The following is a 16,067-nucleotide window of genomic DNA, read 5'->3' as shown; positions in this document are numbered from 1 at the left end:
GTTAGCACTCTGCGCCAACGAGTGCTAATTATAGGGACGGGGTTTTACGATTTCAAGACGCGGGGTTTTCCCTAACGCAAACTCTTTTGCCATTTCCCTGAACCCGAGTCCCTGGAACGGGCATAAAAAAGCCCCGAGAAGCCCTATTCCAGGCCTTGCGGCAGACACGTCACACGGAGCCGGTACAATCGGGGAAGAAATTTCTCCGGCAATTACCTGCGATGACGTCAGCTTTATCTGTCCGAACTGTCCGTTCCGTGCTTTCCCGATGTCCTGCCCGTAGTGCACTCGCACTCGTCACGCTGGCCGCAGCGCTGGCCGGTTGCGCTGGCCCTCCGCCGGGCACCGCCCCAGTGGTGAGTCTCCCGGCAGCCAATACACCGACACCCCCGCCCCAGAATCCTCAGACGGCCGCCGAGGCGCCCCAGGCCACCGTCCCGTTGCCGTGGTGCGTACAGACCTCCCTGCGCGAGGAAGACGATCTGATGCGCAACTTCGGGGGGATTCCCGCCGGTGTCCGCCGTATCGAGGAAACGCGCTTTATCGCCAGTTATGACCGCAACACCGGTAAAGTCGGCCCACTCGACAACGGCAATCGCTTCGTCATGGAGTTCGACGCGCAAGGTCATCTGCTCTCGAGCACCGACCGAGGTCGATATACGTACGACACCGACGGGCGGCTGCACAGTATCGACGGCGCTCCGGTCGATTGGCAGAGTGCCGATGCCTGGATCGTGCGCGGCGCCTCACGACGCGGGACATGGAAAGAACAGGTGCATCAGGAAAGCGACGGTCAACTGGAATGGACCCGTCGCATCGTCGATGCGGCGAACGGCGCACACCATCGCCGCGCAGGCAGCCTGCAAGCGCGCCTGTTCGACGACGAATGCTTCGCGCTCTCGCGCCAGTGGGAAGCGCCCAACGAGGCACGTCAGGTGGTCACCGCAGACGGCAAGGCACGCCCCGCGCCGAAGGTCGTCTCCTACCGCACCTTTGCGAGCGTGGAGCGCAAGCCCGACGGCGGCCGCATCGTGCGCGACAACGGCGCGGCGGCCTTCATCGACGGGCAATGGCTCCCGCTGGCATGGGACAACGAGGTTTCGGAATACTCACCTCGCCACGAGTTGACGCGTGTCACCCGCACCGACGCCGCCACCGGCGAGCGTCATGTGTCCGAGTATCACTACAAGTACGACAGCCACGGCAATATCGTGCGCGTAGTCATCACCTCACCTGCCGCCCCCGGCGAAAAGGTCGAAAAGATCGACCCGTTCGCCAATGTCTTCGTGCGCAAGCTGACCTATTTCGACGCCGTGCCGAGCGCATCGGCAGACAACAGGATCACGTCGGCAAAGTGAAGCGGAACGTGGCGCCCTGCCCTGCGTGACCGGCAGCGTCCACCAACGTAATGCGCCGGCCGTGCAGTTGCAGAATGCGGTGCACGATACGCAAGCCCAGCCCGCCCTCGCGGCGGGCGCCTCCCACCGTGAACGGCCGCTCGAAGAGACCTTCTCGCGCACTCTCGGGAATGCCCGGTCCGGTATCGCTCACCTGCACCTCGATTTCCGTGCCGACGGGGGCCACCGCCACCGTGATCTCCCCCCCTGACGGCGTGTAGCGCAGCGCGTTGTCGAGCAGGTTCGTGAAGACTCGCTCGATCAGCCCAAGATCGGCACAGGCGACGGGAATTTGCGGTGCGAGTTGTGCACGCAGCGCCACGCCGCGCGACTCGGCGCTCAGCTCGAATTTCTGGAAGACGTCCTGTATCAGATCCGTGACAGAGAACGGCTCGGCCTCGGGCTGCACGAAACCATGTTCGAGACGCGCCAGTTCGAACAACGACTGCGCCAGCGCACCGACCTTGCGGCTCTGATCGAGCGCAATGCCCAGATAGCGCCGCCGCTCGGCCGGTGTCAGCGTGGCGTCCTTGAGCGACAACGTTTCCAGATATCCATGCAGCGACGACAGCGGCGTGCGCAAGTCGTGCGAGATGTTGGCGATGAGTTCACGCCGCTCCTGATCCTGACGCGTGAGCGTGCGCCATTGCGCCCCCAATCGCTCGACCATCTGCCGGAAAGCGCGCTCCAACACCACGATCTCGTCGCTCGGACGCGCCTGCTGCGACGCCAACTCGTCGGCCGATACCGCAGGCAGCGGCATCGGGGCCGCGTCGATATCGAACTCGCGTACCGAATCCGTCAAGCGCCGCAACGGCCGGGTGATGAGCGCGAACGCCGCCAAACCGGCGATCAGACACAGCGCAGCCACCAGTCCGATAGACCACAACGCGGTATTGAGCGCGACGCTCGTCGCCCCTCGCTCGGCGAATCGGTCGTGCGCTTCGCCCAGCAGCACAACGTACACGTACCCGACCTCCCGACCGTCCACACGTAGCGGCGCGGCGCTGAATACCTTGCGCACATCGGTGTTACGCGGATCATCGCCGTAAATCGGCAACGCCTCGCCATCGAGCAGCCGGTGCACGGGCGCCAGATCGACCTGCATGCGCCGCAAATGGCCTTCGGGTGCGGCGTGACCGGTGATGCGCCCTTGCATGTCGAGCAGATAGACCTCGACACTCGGATTCACGACCATCAACTGGCCGAACAGACGCCGCACGGCATCGGGCTTCATGCCGTTCGAATCCATCAGTTGCGCGTTGGCGGCAATGTGCTCCGCAAGCCCGCGCGAGAGCCCTTGAATCACCTCGGCTTCATGCATGCGGTTGGCGCGCACCTGCATCCAGGCCGACGTACCGCAGCACACCAGCAGCAGTGCGGCGAAGACTAGCGACAGGCGCTGGGTGAGTGTGAGATTCCAGCGGCGCATCATGCGGCTCCTGCGTCGGCACTCTGACCGTCCGGCGCGTCGGTCGCGAACTTGTAACCCCGCCCCCAGACCGTGAGAATGCGTGTCGGCTGCGCCGGGTCCGCTTCGATCTTGGCGCGCAGTCGATTGATGTGCGTATTGACGGTGTGCTCGTACCCCTCGTGCTGATAGCCCCACACCGCATTGAGCAGGTCCATGCGCGAGAACACCTTGCCGGGCTGACGGGCGAAGAAATACAGGAGATCGAACTCACGCGGCGTGAGATCGAGCCGCTTGCCGCTGAGCGACGCCTCGCGGGCGATCGGATCGATGAACAGCCCCGCCATCGCCAGACTCCCTGCCTCCATGCGTGCGTTGCGGGCCAGCGCATCCACCCGCCGCATGAGCGCCTTGACCCGCGCCACCAATTCCAACACGGAAAACGGCTTGGCCAGATAGTCGTCCGCGCCCAGCTCCAGCCCGAGAATGCGGTGGACCTCACTGGAGCGCGCACTCGTGATGATGATTGGCGTGTAGCGGGTCATTTCCCGCGCCCGGCGGCAGATTTCCAGCCCGTCCACGCCCGGCAGCATCAGATCGAGGATCAGGGCATCCCAGCCGCCTTCAGACAACCGGCGCAGGCCTTCGTCGCCATCGGCGCAATGCACGACTTCGAATCGCTCGTCGCGCAAATGCAGCGTAAGCAGGTCGGCGATATGCACGTCGTCCTCGACGAGCAAAACACGGCGCGGCGATTCCATCGCGGGGGCAACTCCCAGGCAAGTGGCGAAAGTGGGTCTTCAAGCCCCCATTGTGCGCAGTTCGCGCACCGCGAGGTATCACGAATTGTTTAATTTTACGTGAGGACTTTGGCATCGCTGGCGCACTACGCTTCAGTCATCGATCCGGCGCGGATCCCTGCTGTGCCCTGCTGGCGCCGTCCCGCTCCCCTCAACCCGTGACGGCAGGGGGCCAGCCCCGCCCCGGATCGGCCTACTGACCGGAGGATGTCATGAGTTTGTCCGAAAACGATCCACGCACCCCAACCGAGCTATCGCCGCCGCGCCGCGCGGGTGTCGCGAGCACCGGCCCGATGCCATCGCGCCGTGTGTTCCTGCTGAGTGCTACCGCAGCAGCGGCGGCCATCGCTGCCGGGCTGGTGCCACGGCTCATGCGTCCTGCGCTGGCCGGCGACGCCCCCCGTACCAGCGCCCCCGAGCACTTCGAGGTGGCCTACAGCGATGCCGAGTGGCGCAAGCGCCTGACGCCCGGACAGTACGAAATCCTGCGTCAGGAGGGGACCGAGCGCCCCTATTCGAGCCCGCTTAACGACGAACACCGTGCCGGCACGTTCTCGTGCGCCGGTTGTACGCTGCCGCTCTTCTCATCGCGCACGAAGTTCGATAGCCACACCGGCTGGCCGAGCTTCTGGACGCCGCTTGAACATGCCGTGGGCACACGCACCGACACGACTTTCGGCATGGTGCGCACCGAAGTGCATTGCCGGCGCTGCGGCGGCCATCTGGGCCACGTGTTCGACGATGGTCCGAAGCCGACCGGTCTGCGCTACTGCATGAACGGCCTTGCGATGACGTTCAGTCCGCAGGCCGCCTGAGCACCGATCCCCCTGGCCGACACGCTGAGAAAGAGGCTATCCCGCCCGGTCGCCAGATCCGATCACCGCCAACCCATCAAAGGCGCAACGCCCGGCATTCGAGTGTTGCGTCAGGAGCGCTTCATGACCCTGCTCATCCTCGCCTACCTCGGCGGGATTCTGACCATCGTCAGCCCGTGCATTCTGCCAGTGCTGCCCTTCGTCTTCTCGCGTGCGGGCCAGTCTTTCGCCCGCAGCGTGCTGCCCATGCTCGCCGGCATGGTGCTGATGTTCGCGCTGGTCGCCACGCTCGCGGCTGTGGGCGGCAGTTGGGTCGTGCAGGCGAACCAGTATGGCCGCTGGCTCGCGCTCGCGCTGGTGGCACTCTTCGGTGCGACGCTGCTCTTTCCGAAGCTCGCCGAACGGCTCACGCATCCGCTCGTGTCGCTGGGCGACCGTCTGTCGCAGTCCGCGCAAGGCGACGGCGCCGCCGTCGGCTCGGCTACCGGCCCGCGCCCCGGTGCATCGTTCCTGCTCGGCATTGCCACCGGCCTGCTCTGGGCGCCGTGTGCCGGCCCGATCCTCGGCTTGGTGCTCACGGGCGCGGCGTTGCAAGGCGCGAGCGTCGGCACGACACTGCTGCTGGTCGCCTATGCCGCAGGCGCAGCTACGTCGCTCGCACTGGCACTGCTCGTCGGCGGACGCGTGTTCTCCGCCATGAAGCGCTCGCTCGGCGCAGGCGAATGGATTCGCCGCGGGCTCGGTGCACTGATGCTCGCGGGGGTTGCCGCGATCGCGTTCGGCCTCGACACCGGCGTGCTTGCGCGGATTTCGACAGCATCGACGGGCGGCATCGAGCAAAAGCTCGTGGAACAGTTGGGTGCACGCCGGAACGACGATGCCAATGCCAACGCCCCCGCACAAAACGCCCCGGCGGCAAATCAGGCCAATGCCGGCGCTGGCACCAACACCGGTGGCTCTGCCATGACGGCCACCGGCAGCGCAATGATGCGCGCCGCCGTCGATGCGCCCGCCCCGCTGCCGGTCGAAGGCCAGTTGCCCTCGCTCGACGGCGCCGTGCAATGGCTGAACTCGCCGCCGCTCACAGCACAAGCCCTGCGCGGCAAGGTCGTGCTCGTCGACTTCTGGACGTACTCGTGCATCAACTGCCTGCGTACGCTGCCATATGTGAAGGCTTGGGCACAGAAGTATCGCGATCAGGGCCTCGTTGTCATCGGCGTGCATGCGCCCGAGTTCGCGTTCGAACGCGATATCGGCAACGTGAAGAAGGCCGTGCACGATCTGGGCGTTGACTACCCCGTCGCTATCGACAACAACTACGCCATCTGGCGCGGCTTCAACAATCAGTATTGGCCGGCGCACTATTTCATCGACGCACAGGGCCGCGTGCGCTACCACCACTTTGGCGAAGGCAATTACGCCGAATCGGAGCGCGTGATCCAGCAACTGTTGCGCGAAGCGGGAGCCAGGCAGGTCACAGGCGGCATTACCGACGTGCAAGCCAACGGCATCCAGCAGGCCGCCGACATGCGCGACGTCGGTTCGCCGGAAACCTATGTCGGCTACGAGCGCGCCGATCACTTTGCTTCCCCTGGCGGTACCGTGCGCGATCAGGCCAATGACTATCGTGCGCCGTCGATGCCGTCGCTCAACCACTGGGGACTGGCCGGTCGCTGGCGCGTCGGGCCGGAGCAGGCCACCGCAAGCGAGGCGGGTGCGCGCATCGTCTACCGATTCCACGCCCGTGACCTGCACCTCGTGCTCGGCCCGGACGCCAGCGGCAAACCCGTGCGCTTTCGCGTGACGCTTGACGGTGAAGCCCCCGGCGATGCCCACGGCACCGACGTCGCTGCCGATGGCACCGGCACGGTGACGTCGCAACGCCTTTACCAATTGGTGCGTCAGTCGGGCGATGTGCGCGACCGGACGTTCACCATCGAGTTTCTCGATCCGGGGGTATCTGCCTACGCCTTCACGTTCGGTTGAGTACGAATACGTCAGACAGATCACACGACCTGACGCCGGCGCGCATGAACCAGTACAGAATCTGCATTACCAATGACATTGCCACCGAGGCGTCCGTTGACGCCGGGAGTTTTCAAATGACCCAATTCGATCCGCTTTCCCCGTCGCAAGCCCGCGACGAAACTTCAGGCCAATCGCCACGCCGCACGTCGCTCGTCTCGCGAGCCCGGCGCGTGCTGGTCGGTGCCGCCGCAGCCGCCGCCGGGGTACTCGTCTGGCAAGTCGGCGCTTACGCGTTCGGCGGTGCCGAAGCGGCCGTGGTCATCCCCGCGCCGAAACTCGATGAGCCCACCACCGGCGCGCACACCGAAAAGGCGGTGTTTGCCGGCGGTTGCTTCTGGGGAGTGCAAGGCGTGTTCCAGCACGTGAAGGGCGTGACAAAGGCCGTGTCCGGCTACGCGGGCGGTACGGCAAAGACCGCCGATTACGAAACCGTCAGTAGCGGCTCGACGGGCCATGCCGAATCGGTGGAAGTGACGTTCGATCCGCAGCAGATCTCCTACGGGAAGTTACTGCAGATCTACTTCTCCGTGGCGCACAATCCGACCGAGCTGAACCGTCAGGGGCCCGACAGTGGCACGCAGTATCGCTCGGCCGTGTTCCCGATGAACGATGCGCAGCGCAATGTCGCCAACGCGTATATCGCTCAACTCGACACCTCGCACGCCTACAGCAAGCCCATCGCGACGAGGGTAGAGAAGTACACGGGGTTCTTTGCCGCCGAGACCTATCATCAGGACTTCCTGACCGAACATCCAACGTATCCGTACATCGTCATCAACGATCTGCCGAAGGTGAACGACCTCAAACGACTGTTCCCCTCGCTGTATCGCGACACCCCAGTGCTCGTGAAGGCAGCCACAAAATAATCGCCGCTGCGGCAAGGGCGGCAGGCGTGCGTTCACACGCCCGGCTCGCCCTAGCGACATGTCATCAGCGATTCTCGGCGAGCTTGTACACGCGCAACCGGTGGCCATCGGGGTCGGATGCCACGAACGTGCGGCCGAAGTTCATCGTCGTCGGGGCCTGCACGATAGTGATGCCCCGGGCGCGCCAGTCTTCCCAGGTGGCATCCACGTGTGCGTCGGACGCCGCCGGTATCACGAGTTCGCTGCCACCTGGCGGGGCGATCGCCGTCGGCACCAAGGCAAAACGCGCCCACAGCCCCAGCTTCAGTCCCGAGGGAAATTCGAACAGCGCATATCCGGGCGACGCTTCGATCGGCTCCAGGTCGAACAGATCGGCGTAAAACGCCGCACTCTCCGGGGGACTCGCAACATACAGATTGACCATGTTCGGATGCAGCATGACTAGCTCCTGTCGATAGTGATGAATGACTGCCGCCCCGTCAGCCCCGTGGTGCCGGTGCTGCCGTGCGCTGTCATGAATGCCATCGTACGAAGGGATACTGTCAGATTTTGTCAGTAGTCGAACGTCGATTCGAAACGCCGCGAAGACTGGCGGCTGTCATTGCCGGCCGGTCGTTTCTCGCCACGTCTTGAGTAACGCTCGCCGCCCGCGCGGGTAGCGCGTTTCGGTCACGGTCATGGCTTCGATGCGATCCGCGCGGAAGTGACGGAAACCGTTGCGCAACTCACACCACGCGACGATCATGCGCACCCGGTCGAAGAAGCCGAGCGCGAACGGCCAGATGACGCGCTCGGACATATGACCCGCTTCATCCCGGTAGGACAAGTGGAGTTTGCGCTCGGCACGAATGGCCTCACGAATGACGGTCAGATCGACGATCATGGGGGGCAACGGATCGCCCGGACCAATGAGCAGCGTCGACGCCTCGAGCGATGCGCGCAGATCCGACGGCAGCACCGCCGCGATCTTGGCCAACGCGTTCGTCGCGGCGTCGGCCAGCGCCCCGTCGGTACGCTTGGCCACCCAGCGCGAACCCAGCACGATCGCCTCGATCTCTTCTTCCGAGAACATCAGCGGCGGCAGCAGGAAACCCGGCTTGAGCACATAGCCCAGCCCCGGCGCGCCTTCGATGTGCGCACCCTGCGCCTGCAATACGGCAATGTCCCGGTAGAGCGTGCGCAGGCTCACGCCAAGCGAGTCGGCCAGCGCCGCGCCCGCCACGGGGTAGCGGTGACGGCGCAGCAACTGCATCAGAGAGAAGAGACGTTGTGTGCGGGACATGGCGCGTCATTATGCGCCATGCCGTCCCGCGGGGTGACGCATCGGATTACTTCTGACGCAGTTGCTTGACGATCTCGGAATTCACGTCGCCCGCCTGCCCGCCATAGGCTACGCGCAGGTAGTTGCTCAACTCGGCGATCTGCGCGTCGGTGAGACGCTTGTCGAACCCCGGCATGTCCTGCATGGCCTCCAGCCCCGGGAATTTCTGCGGCTCGATGCCGTCGAGGATCGCGACGATCAGATTGCGCGGATCTTTCTGACGCACCGTCGAATTGCCCAGCATCGACACCGCGACATGCGGCTTGCCCGTGCCATCGGCCGCGTGACATCCCGCACAGACAGCCAGATACAGATTGCGGCCGGCCATCAGCTTGCTCGTGTCGGGCTTGTCGGGCAACGGCTTCGGTGCAGGTGCTGCGTCGCCGAGCAGGTACGTCGATAGCGAGCGCAGATCGTCAGGCGTGAGGTATTGCGTGCTCAGGTGCACTACCGGATACATCTCGCCGAACGCCGACCCTTGCGGGGCAATGCCCGTGCCGAAGAACGTTTGCAGATCCTTCACCGTCCAGCCGCGCGCAGCCAGCGCCTCGGGCGTCAGATCGGGCGCGGCAATGCGCGCGAGCGCCGCGCCGCCGAGCGGCTTGGCCTTGTCGAGCTGCCCGAACGTGCCGCGCGGCGTGTGACATTCCGCGCAGTGGCCCAGGGCGTTGGCGAGATAGCGTCCACGCAGCCAGTCCGCCGACTGCCCCTTCGAGGCGTCGGGCAGCGTGTCCTTCAGGAACATCCAGCCCCACACGCGCATGCCGAAACGCATGTTGTACGGAAACGAGAGGTCGTGCTTGCGGTTGGGCACGGCGGCCGGCTTCACCGACATCAGGTACGCGTAGATGGCGTCGCTGTCCGCACGGGTCATCTGACGATAGGATGTGTACGGCATGGCCGGGTACAGCGCCTTATCCGGGGCAACGCCGTCGTGCAGGGCGCGGTAAAAATCGTCGGCCGTCCAGCCACCGATGCCGTTCGTCTTGTCCGGCGTGATGTTCGTGCCGTAGAACGTGCCGAACGGCGACTTGAGCGGCACGCCCCCGGCAAACGGCGCCCCGTCCGCACTCGTATGACAGGCCGCACAATCGGCCGCACGCGCCAGATACTTGCCCCGGGTGATCAGTTCGGACGAGGCGTTCACCGCCGGTGCAGGCGATGCCGTTGGTGCCGTTGGTGCTGTTGACGCTGACGGCGCAGACGCCGACGCACCACTGGCCGCGGATGCCGTAGCGCTCGGGGCATCTGCGGCCATCGCGCTCGTGACCAGCGACGGTACCATCGACGTCTTCGGTCTTGGCGGCTGTGCGGGCTCGGGAGGCTTGGGCGCTGTCGAGTCGTTGCAGGCGGCACTCAGCAGCACAACGGCAACGCATGCCGCACGTGCACTCCATCGGGTGACGCGATTCAGGCGCATGGCATATCCCTTCATTTCGCGTCCTTCATTTGGCATCCTTGATGCATCCGGGCGTGCGGAGAACGACGTCGCGCACGGCTTCGTAGTAGCGCACGTAGCCCGTACAACGGCAGATCTGATCGTTGAGCCCCGCCGTGATCGCGGCTTCGAGATCCGCGCGGGCGACCGGATTACGCTTGAGTCCCTCGATGAGCACCGTCGCCGCGTTCACGAAGCCCGGCGTGCAGTAGCCGCACTGAAAGCTGAAGTGATCGAGAAACGCCTGTTGAATCGGTGCGAGCGTGAGCTTGCCGTCGGTGCCGGGCACCGCATGACCCTCCACGGTGCGCACGGTCTTGCCGTCGAAATAGTTCGCCCCGGTAATGCAGGTGCGTACCGTCTCGCTGCTGCCGTCGGCATGATCGACGATCACCACGCATGCGTGACAGATGCCCTGTCCGCACCCCAGACGCGAGCCCGTCAGGCCAAGGGTCTCGTGCAGGAAGTCGATCATCATCAGGCCCGCCGGCACGTCCATCGGCCCGTGCGATATGCCGTTGACCTTCACGGTCACAGGCAGTGTTTCCCACGGCTTTTTGCCGTTCGCCGGTGCTGCCGGTGCGCTCGCGGGCGCCGGGGCCGATGCAGCGCTCGCGCCGCTCACATCTTGTACCGCCCCCGTCGTCGCCGTGGCGTCCGACGCGGCCAGCGGTGCGCTCGAAACGTCTGTCATGCCAGTACCTCCTGGATCTTCTCCGGCGTCACCGGCAAATCCGTAAATCGATGGCCAATCGCATGTGCGAGGCCGTTCACAATCGCACCCACCACGGGGATCATCACCACTTCAGCGATGCCCTTGGGCACATCGGTCTCGGAAATCGGCGGCAACACCTCTCCCGTTTGCGTCCACACCGCGACGTCGACCGCGCGCGGCAAGTGATAACGGTTGAAATTCCACGTACCGTTGCCCGGACCGTCTTCATACAGCGGCAAATACTCATGCAATGCATGGCCTATGCCCATCGCGAGACCACCCTGCAATTGGCCCGAGACGAGTTGCGGCGAAATCTGGTTGCCGCATTCCATGATGGAATGGTGCGTGAGCAACTCGACCTTGCCGCTTGCCTCATGCACCGACAATTCGACGAGCGTGCCCACGGCGCTGTAGTAGGTCACCGCAGCGTTGTTACGCTGCACCGGCGGGTAATACACGCGCTTGCGGTCGATCGTGCGGTAACCGGTGCCCGGTGTCGGCGCCGCAACCTGCATGCCCGCGCTTCCCGCATTGAGTGACGGTGCGCCTTTTGCGCCCTTGCCCGCTGCGGCGTCGGCCGATGATGCCGCGGCCCCCGATTTCGCCTGTGCGTTGCCGCTGCTGCGATGGGCCGCCTTGGCTGCGGGCGTTGGTGTGAGCGGCGTTGGTGCGGCAGGGGCAGCGTTCGTGCCGCCCTTGCCGAAGCGCAGCGCAATGCCGTCGACGGGCAGGCGCTGCGTCACACCGTCGCCCAGATCCCAATCGGCTTCGGCCCACTGCCAGCGATTGAAAACATGCACCGTCGCGCCCGTCACCAGTCCCAGTTCGTGTGCAGTCTTGGCGAGCATGGGTAACGGCAGCGCTTCGAGTCCTGCGGCCGAGAGCTTGCCCTCGACCCAGCGCGCGTCTTCCGCACGCACCACGAGCGGTGCCGCCTGGCCGCCGCCGAGTCCGCGACGCCAGATCGAGAGCGCCGCCGGCCACAGTCCTTGCAGGAACAACAACCGTGCGGCCTCGCGCGTGCTGTGCGTGAAATAGAAAGCGGAGTTCGTCGCGCTCGATGGCGACGCATACCCCGGCGACCATCGCGGATTGGCGGCGAGCTTGTCCTGATCGGCCTGCGACATCAGATACGGATCACCGCTCGTCACGACCGGCAGTTCCGGCCAGTCGGTGATCGCGATGTGCACATCCGTCGCGGGCATGCCGAGCCACTTTGCCACGGCAACCGCCTGCGATGTCGAGGTGCCCGTGCCGATCTCGGCCGCTGTGTGACGCAACGAGATCTTGCCAGTCTCGTCGATCTCCACCCGCGCGAACGAGGTCTCGGCGCCAGTGCCGAAGTCCTTTTGCACGCAGGCAAACCCCACACCGTAGCGACGCCCCGGATGCGCGGCTTCGTACTCTGCCTTCTTCTTGTCCCGCTGCGTCCACAGCGGGTGCGCCTTGGCGCGGGCGAGCACTTCGTCCACCCGCACGGCCCCTGCCGGAATGGCGCCCTGCGTGTTCTTCATGCCCGAGCGCAGCGCGTTCTTGAGACGAAAGTCGATTGCGTCGACACCGAGTTGCGCCGCCATCTCGTCGATCATCATTTCGGTGGCGGCCATCGACTGCAACGTACCGTAACCGCGCGCCGAGCCTGCGTCGATCGCACGCGAGGCAATCGCCACGCTCGCCAGATCGCTCTGCGGGAAGTAGTAGATCGATTGCGCCGCCGTTGCCCCGACCATCGCCACAGAGGGCGAGAAGTTCATTCGCCCGCCGCCGTTGCATTCCATATCGGCAGCGAACGCTTGAAGCAAGCCACTTTCCTTGTCGACGCCGATGCGATAACGCATGGTGAACGCGTGCCGCTTGAGCGACGTCTGGAACTGTTCGTAGCGATCGTTGGCCAGCCGCACGGGCAAGCCATCGCCGTACAACGCGGCGGCCAGACCGTAGAACGGCATGTTGTAGTGGTCCTTCGAGCCGTAGCCTACCGTGTAGCACGGGTAGACGATCAGGCGCTTGACCGGGAAATGGCCCTTGGCTGCCATCGCTGCCGCGTTCTCGGCAACTTCCGATGGCGATTGCGTGGGCACCACCATGTGCAACGTCTGCGTGGCCGCGTCGTACCAGCAGTTGGCGTTATCGGGCTCGAGCGCCGCCGTGTCGACTGACTGCGTGCGGTACTCGCGCGACATCACCAGCCAGTTCGCGGGCGGGTGCGTGAGCGACTCGCCGATCTTGCCCGCATAGGCCATGCCTTGCTCATCGAGCTTGCCGTGGTCGTTGCCGTCGGGCCAGACGGGCAAATGCTTGCGCATCATGCTCGGGAAGATCGGCGCGTCCTTCAGACTTGAATAGACGTCATCGTCGTACGCCGTTTTGCCCCCGACGCGCACGTAACGGAAACTACCCCACGGATCGCGCTCGAGCGGGCCGGTCACGTCGCCGTAGCGAATGATCTCGTTGTGGAACTTGAGCTTGTCCTTGGCGAAACGAAAACGCGCAAAGTCCCGATAAATCAGGATCGCCACCGCATGCCCGAGATAGGCAGGTGTCTTGCCGGCCGGCAGCAACATGTCCTCGCCGTAGAACTCGGGGAAAGCCACACCGTCGCGCGCGAGATCGTCGGCGCTCACCACTCGATCCGGTTGCAGGCCGTCGTCCAGACGCGAGAGATCGAAGCCGAGGTATGGACGGTCGGCGAGCGTCGTGCGCAGGATAAAAGCGTGCGCTTGCTGCGCAGGCCACCCCGGCATGTCGCGCGAACGCACGTCGCGCGCGAAGATCTTGGCGCCGGTGACTTTGGCAGTGCCATCGATGCGGAATTTGGCTTGTCCCTTCGCGGCGTCCCACGCGACAGGCGTGAGGTTCTTGTCCTCGAACAGCGCAGCGAACGCGCGGCTGCCCAACGGTGCGATGTACACCGAAATGCCCGCAACGACCGAAGCCTTGAGAAACCCGCGACGCGACATGGCCAAGCCAGGCGCGGCATCGGGACTCTGCGAGGGTCGGGAAATCGGAGGGAATTCGGCAGCGGCATCAGGACGAGCGTCATCGCTCGACACAGCCGCAGGTGGACAGTGTTTTCTTGGCAGGCGCGGCATAAGCGTTCCGTCCGTCTTGTTTTGGGGGGGATGAATCACGATCACAAAGCTCGCGAACCGCAAAACAGCACTGCAACGCTCACGGGGCCGCGTCGTCGGACTTCACGCCGTCGACCCACGATGCATGTTCACAATGCGTGACATTCACCTGCCGTGATGCGCTCGTGAAGTTCTATACGAACACGCTTCATGAGTGACATCGGACGTGCCAAGGCTACACGTCGACTCCAGGAATGACAAGGTTGGTCATGCCGCACTGCGTGAGAACGTGCGCAACATGTCACGCATGGCGCACTACGCAGCGAGCAAGCGCGGGCGATATTCGAACGGCGTGATGTTGCCTATGCCCGATGAGAAATGCCGCTATATCTCACGAGACATAGCGGCATCGGATTTATTGTGCGGCGCGTGTTTTCACACGTTCATTCGATACGCAATTCCATGCACGTGAGGTCGAGCCAGCGGCCGAATTTCGTCCCGACTTCGTTGAACGTGCCGACCATGCGGAAGCCGAGTTTTTCGTGCAGACGAATCGACGGCGCATTCTGCGCTTCGATGCTCGCGATCATCACGTGAATGCCGAGCGCGCGCGCGCGTTCGATGAGTTCGCGCATCAGCGTTTCGCCAATGCCGCCGCCGCGCGAGTGCTTGTCCACATAAATCGAATGCTCGACGGTATGGCGATAGCCATCGAAGGCGCGCCAGTCACCGAACGACGCGTACCCCGCAACCTTGCCGCCGCACTCGGCCACGATCACGGGAAACCCTCGCGCCACACGCGCCGCCAACCACTCGCGTCGATTGTCGACGTCGACCAGCCCCTCGTTCCAGATGGCGGTCGTGTACTCGACGGCGTCGTTGTAGATGTCGCGAATGGCGATGAGATCGGCGTCGGCGGCGTCGCGAACAATGAGCGAGGAGGTCATTTGGGGGTTCCGCAAGCAAAAGCCGTGAATGGCGGCATGAACAATGCCATCCATTTTACTAGAAATATATTTCCAGTAAAATGGATAGCATGGATATCAACGAACGCATCGCCCGCCGTGTGCGCGATCTGCGCAGCGAGCGGGGCTATTCCCTCGACACACTCGCAGAGCGCAGCGGGGTGAGCCGCTCGAGCATCTCGCTCATCGAGCGCGCGCAGACCAGCCCGACGGCCAACGTGCTCGACAAGCTTGCCACCGCGCTCGATGTCACGCTCGCCTCGTTGTTCGACGGGCACGCGCGGGACGACGCACCGCCTTCACCTCTGGCTCGCCGCGCCGACCAGCCAGTGTGGACGGACCCCGACTCGGGCTACGTAAGACGCAATCTTTCGCCGGCACAACCTTCACCACTGCAATTCGTCGAGGTGCAGTTCCCGGCCGGGGAGCGGGTCGCCTATGACACCGGCACGCGAGACAACGAAGTCTGGCAACAAATCTGGGTGATCGACGGCACCATCGAAATCACCCTGGGCACCGCCACGTGGCGGCTCGATACGGGCGATTGTCTCGCAATGCGGCTCGATCAACCGATCGGTTTTCATAACCCTGCGTCAGTGACCGCACGTTATCTCGTCGGACTCGTGACGCTGCCGTTTGTCGCGGCAAGGAGAACATCGTGATGTCTGCTTCGTCGTCCATTGCCCTGCAACGACTTGACGGCACGCAAGCGCTTGCGGCCATCGACGCACTCGCCGACGTGCTGATCGATTGCGTGGAAGGCGGCGCGTCGGTGAGCTTCATGCTGCCGCTCACGCGCGAGCGCGCCGCAGCGTTCTGGCGCAAGGTGGCCGACGGCGTGGCGCGTGGCGAACGCGCGTTACTCGTTGCTCGCCGTTGCCCCCCCGGCGCGGCGGGCGATGGCGAGATCGTCGGCACGGTGCAACTGATTCTCGACCTGCCCGAGAACCAGCCGCATCGCGCAGATGTCGCAAAGATGCTCGTCCATCGCGCCGCACGGCGTCAGGGGGTGGCACAGCAGTTGATGGCAGCCATCGACGATGTCGCACGCGATGAAGGCCGTGACGTGCTGGTGCTCGACACCGTGACGGGCGGCGACGCCGAACGGCTTTACCAGCGTAGCGGCTGGCAACGCGCGGGCGACGTGCCGAAATTCGCACTCATGCCCGACGGCGCGTTCTGTGCCACAACGTTCTATTACAAGCACCTCTGACGCGTCGCCGGAACGGCCTGCGATCTA

Annotated in this window: 14 protein-coding genes; 6 read left to right on the top strand and 8 right to left on the bottom strand. The window is 64.5% G+C overall.

Annotated elements, in window-relative coordinates:
• Positions 1 to 257: 257 nt before the first annotated feature.
• On the top strand, positions 258 to 1,358 hold the full coding sequence (locus tag C266_RS07680; protein WP_144265745.1) for a hypothetical protein: 1,101 nt from the start codon (positions 258 to 260) through the stop codon (positions 1,356 to 1,358).
• On the opposite strand, the gene C266_RS07675 is transcribed toward C266_RS07680, so the two are convergent.
• Together C266_RS07675 and C266_RS07670 are read right to left on the bottom strand one after the other, a co-directional pair.
• Complete coding sequence (locus tag C266_RS07675) at positions 1,342 to 2,832, bottom strand: HAMP domain-containing sensor histidine kinase (protein ID WP_036662045.1); 1,491 nt, start codon at positions 2,830 to 2,832, stop codon at positions 1,342 to 1,344. The genes C266_RS07680 and C266_RS07675 overlap by 17 nt on opposite strands.
• Positions 2,829 to 3,569, bottom strand: a complete 741-nt coding sequence (locus C266_RS07670; protein WP_010808446.1) for a response regulator transcription factor — start codon at positions 3,567 to 3,569, stop codon at positions 2,829 to 2,831. Before C266_RS07670 ends, C266_RS07675 begins: the two co-directional genes overlap by 4 nt.
• A 332-nt stretch (positions 3,570 to 3,901) precedes the next feature.
• On the opposite strand from C266_RS07670, the gene msrB reads away from it, so the two are divergent.
• From msrB to msrA, 3 genes are all read left to right on the top strand, one after another.
• Positions 3,902 to 4,423 (top strand): peptide-methionine (R)-S-oxide reductase MsrB, encoded by a 522-nt coding sequence (gene msrB, locus C266_RS07665; protein ID WP_010808445.1) that lies wholly within the window; start codon positions 3,902 to 3,904, stop codon positions 4,421 to 4,423.
• A 123-nt stretch (positions 4,424 to 4,546) separates the two neighbouring features.
• The gene (locus C266_RS07660) at positions 4,547 to 6,409 is read left to right on the top strand and encodes a cytochrome c biogenesis protein DipZ (RefSeq protein WP_010808444.1); all 1,863 of its coding nucleotides are present in this window, start codon (positions 4,547 to 4,549) and stop codon (positions 6,407 to 6,409) included.
• A gap of 116 nt (positions 6,410 to 6,525) precedes the next feature.
• The gene (msrA, locus tag C266_RS07655) at positions 6,526 to 7,317 is read left to right on the top strand and encodes a peptide-methionine (S)-S-oxide reductase MsrA (protein WP_010808443.1); all 792 of its coding nucleotides are present in this window, start codon (positions 6,526 to 6,528) and stop codon (positions 7,315 to 7,317) included.
• 64 nt (positions 7,318 to 7,381) lie between these two features.
• Here the strand turns inward: msrA and C266_RS07650 are convergent, their stop codons facing one another.
• From C266_RS07650 to C266_RS07625, 6 genes are all read right to left on the bottom strand, one after another.
• Complete coding sequence (locus C266_RS07650) at positions 7,382 to 7,756, bottom strand: VOC family protein (protein WP_010808442.1); 375 nt, start codon at positions 7,754 to 7,756, stop codon at positions 7,382 to 7,384.
• Positions 7,757 to 7,915: 159 nt separating this feature from the next.
• The gene (locus tag C266_RS07645; protein ID WP_010808441.1) at positions 7,916 to 8,599 is read right to left on the bottom strand and encodes a YafY family protein; all 684 of its coding nucleotides are present in this window, start codon (positions 8,597 to 8,599) and stop codon (positions 7,916 to 7,918) included.
• A 46-nt stretch (positions 8,600 to 8,645) separates the two neighbouring features.
• Positions 8,646 to 9,896 (bottom strand): cytochrome c, encoded by a 1,251-nt coding sequence (locus tag C266_RS07640; RefSeq protein ID WP_144265752.1) that lies wholly within the window; start codon positions 9,894 to 9,896, stop codon positions 8,646 to 8,648.
• A 187-nt stretch (positions 9,897 to 10,083) separates the two neighbouring features.
• Positions 10,084 to 10,770 carry a (2Fe-2S)-binding protein gene (locus tag C266_RS07635; RefSeq protein WP_010808439.1) on the bottom strand — a complete coding sequence of 229 codons (687 nt, stop codon included), beginning with the start codon at positions 10,768 to 10,770 and terminating at the stop codon, positions 10,084 to 10,086.
• A complete protein-coding gene (locus C266_RS07630) occupies positions 10,767 to 13,751 on the bottom strand; it encodes a xanthine dehydrogenase family protein molybdopterin-binding subunit (RefSeq protein ID WP_010808438.1) in 2,985 nt (994 codons plus the stop codon). The genes C266_RS07635 and C266_RS07630 overlap by 4 nt, the downstream gene beginning before the upstream one ends.
• 554 nt (positions 13,752 to 14,305) lie before the next feature.
• Positions 14,306 to 14,809, bottom strand: a complete 504-nt coding sequence (locus C266_RS07625; protein ID WP_036662101.1) for a GNAT family N-acetyltransferase — start codon at positions 14,807 to 14,809, stop codon at positions 14,306 to 14,308.
• A gap of 89 nt (positions 14,810 to 14,898) precedes the next feature.
• Here C266_RS07625 and C266_RS07620 point away from each other — a divergent pair, with 89 nt between their 5' ends.
• Together C266_RS07620 and C266_RS07615 are read left to right on the top strand one after the other, a co-directional pair.
• Positions 14,899 to 15,489 carry a helix-turn-helix domain-containing protein gene (locus C266_RS07620; RefSeq protein WP_010808436.1) on the top strand — a complete coding sequence of 197 codons (591 nt, stop codon included), beginning with the start codon at positions 14,899 to 14,901 and terminating at the stop codon, positions 15,487 to 15,489.
• The gene (locus C266_RS07615) at positions 15,489 to 16,040 is read left to right on the top strand and encodes a GNAT family N-acetyltransferase (protein WP_010808435.1); all 552 of its coding nucleotides are present in this window, start codon (positions 15,489 to 15,491) and stop codon (positions 16,038 to 16,040) included. The genes C266_RS07620 and C266_RS07615 overlap by 1 nt, the downstream gene beginning before the upstream one ends.
• The last annotated feature ends 27 nt before the right edge of the window (positions 16,041 to 16,067 follow it).

Source organism: Pandoraea sp. SD6-2, from assembly GCF_000389825.1.
Lineage (GTDB): Bacteria > Pseudomonadota > Gammaproteobacteria > Burkholderiales > Burkholderiaceae > Pandoraea > Pandoraea communis.
The sequence above is the reverse complement of the archived record's forward strand: the minus strand, read 5'-3'. Positions and strand labels throughout refer to the sequence as shown.

What these genes read in the sequence shown, in the direction of transcription:
- C266_RS07650 (WP_010808442.1), bottom strand. Translation starts at nt 7,756, where the DNA reads ATGCTGCATCCGAACATGGTCAATCTGTATGTTGCGAGTCCCCCGGAG.
- C266_RS07625 (WP_036662101.1), bottom strand. Translation starts at nt 14,809, where the DNA reads ATGACCTCCTCGCTCATTGTTCGCGACGCCGCCGACGCCGATCTCATC.
- C266_RS07620 (WP_010808436.1), top strand. Translation starts at nt 14,899, where the DNA reads ATGGATATCAACGAACGCATCGCCCGCCGTGTGCGCGATCTGCGCAGC.
- C266_RS07675 (WP_036662045.1), bottom strand. Translation starts at nt 2,832, where the DNA reads ATGATGCGCCGCTGGAATCTCACACTCACCCAGCGCCTGTCGCTAGTC.
- C266_RS07645 (WP_010808441.1), bottom strand. Translation starts at nt 8,599, where the DNA reads ATGTCCCGCACACAACGTCTCTTCTCTCTGATGCAGTTGCTGCGCCGT.
- C266_RS07630 (WP_010808438.1), bottom strand. Translation starts at nt 13,751, where the DNA reads ATGTCGCGTCGCGGGTTTCTCAAGGCTTCGGTCGTTGCGGGCATTTCG.
- C266_RS07635 (WP_010808439.1), bottom strand. Translation starts at nt 10,770, where the DNA reads ATGACAGACGTTTCGAGCGCACCGCTGGCCGCGTCGGACGCCACGGCG.
- msrA (WP_010808443.1), top strand. Translation starts at nt 6,526, where the DNA reads ATGACCCAATTCGATCCGCTTTCCCCGTCGCAAGCCCGCGACGAAACT.
- C266_RS07640 (WP_144265752.1), bottom strand. Translation starts at nt 9,896, where the DNA reads ATGGCCGCAGATGCCCCGAGCGCTACGGCATCCGCGGCCAGTGGTGCG.
- msrB (WP_010808445.1), top strand. Translation starts at nt 3,902, where the DNA reads ATGCCATCGCGCCGTGTGTTCCTGCTGAGTGCTACCGCAGCAGCGGCG.
- C266_RS07670 (WP_010808446.1), bottom strand. Translation starts at nt 3,569, where the DNA reads ATGGAATCGCCGCGCCGTGTTTTGCTCGTCGAGGACGACGTGCATATC.
- C266_RS07660 (WP_010808444.1), top strand. Translation starts at nt 4,547, where the DNA reads ATGACCCTGCTCATCCTCGCCTACCTCGGCGGGATTCTGACCATCGTC.
- C266_RS07615 (WP_010808435.1), top strand. Translation starts at nt 15,489, where the DNA reads ATGTCTGCTTCGTCGTCCATTGCCCTGCAACGACTTGACGGCACGCAA.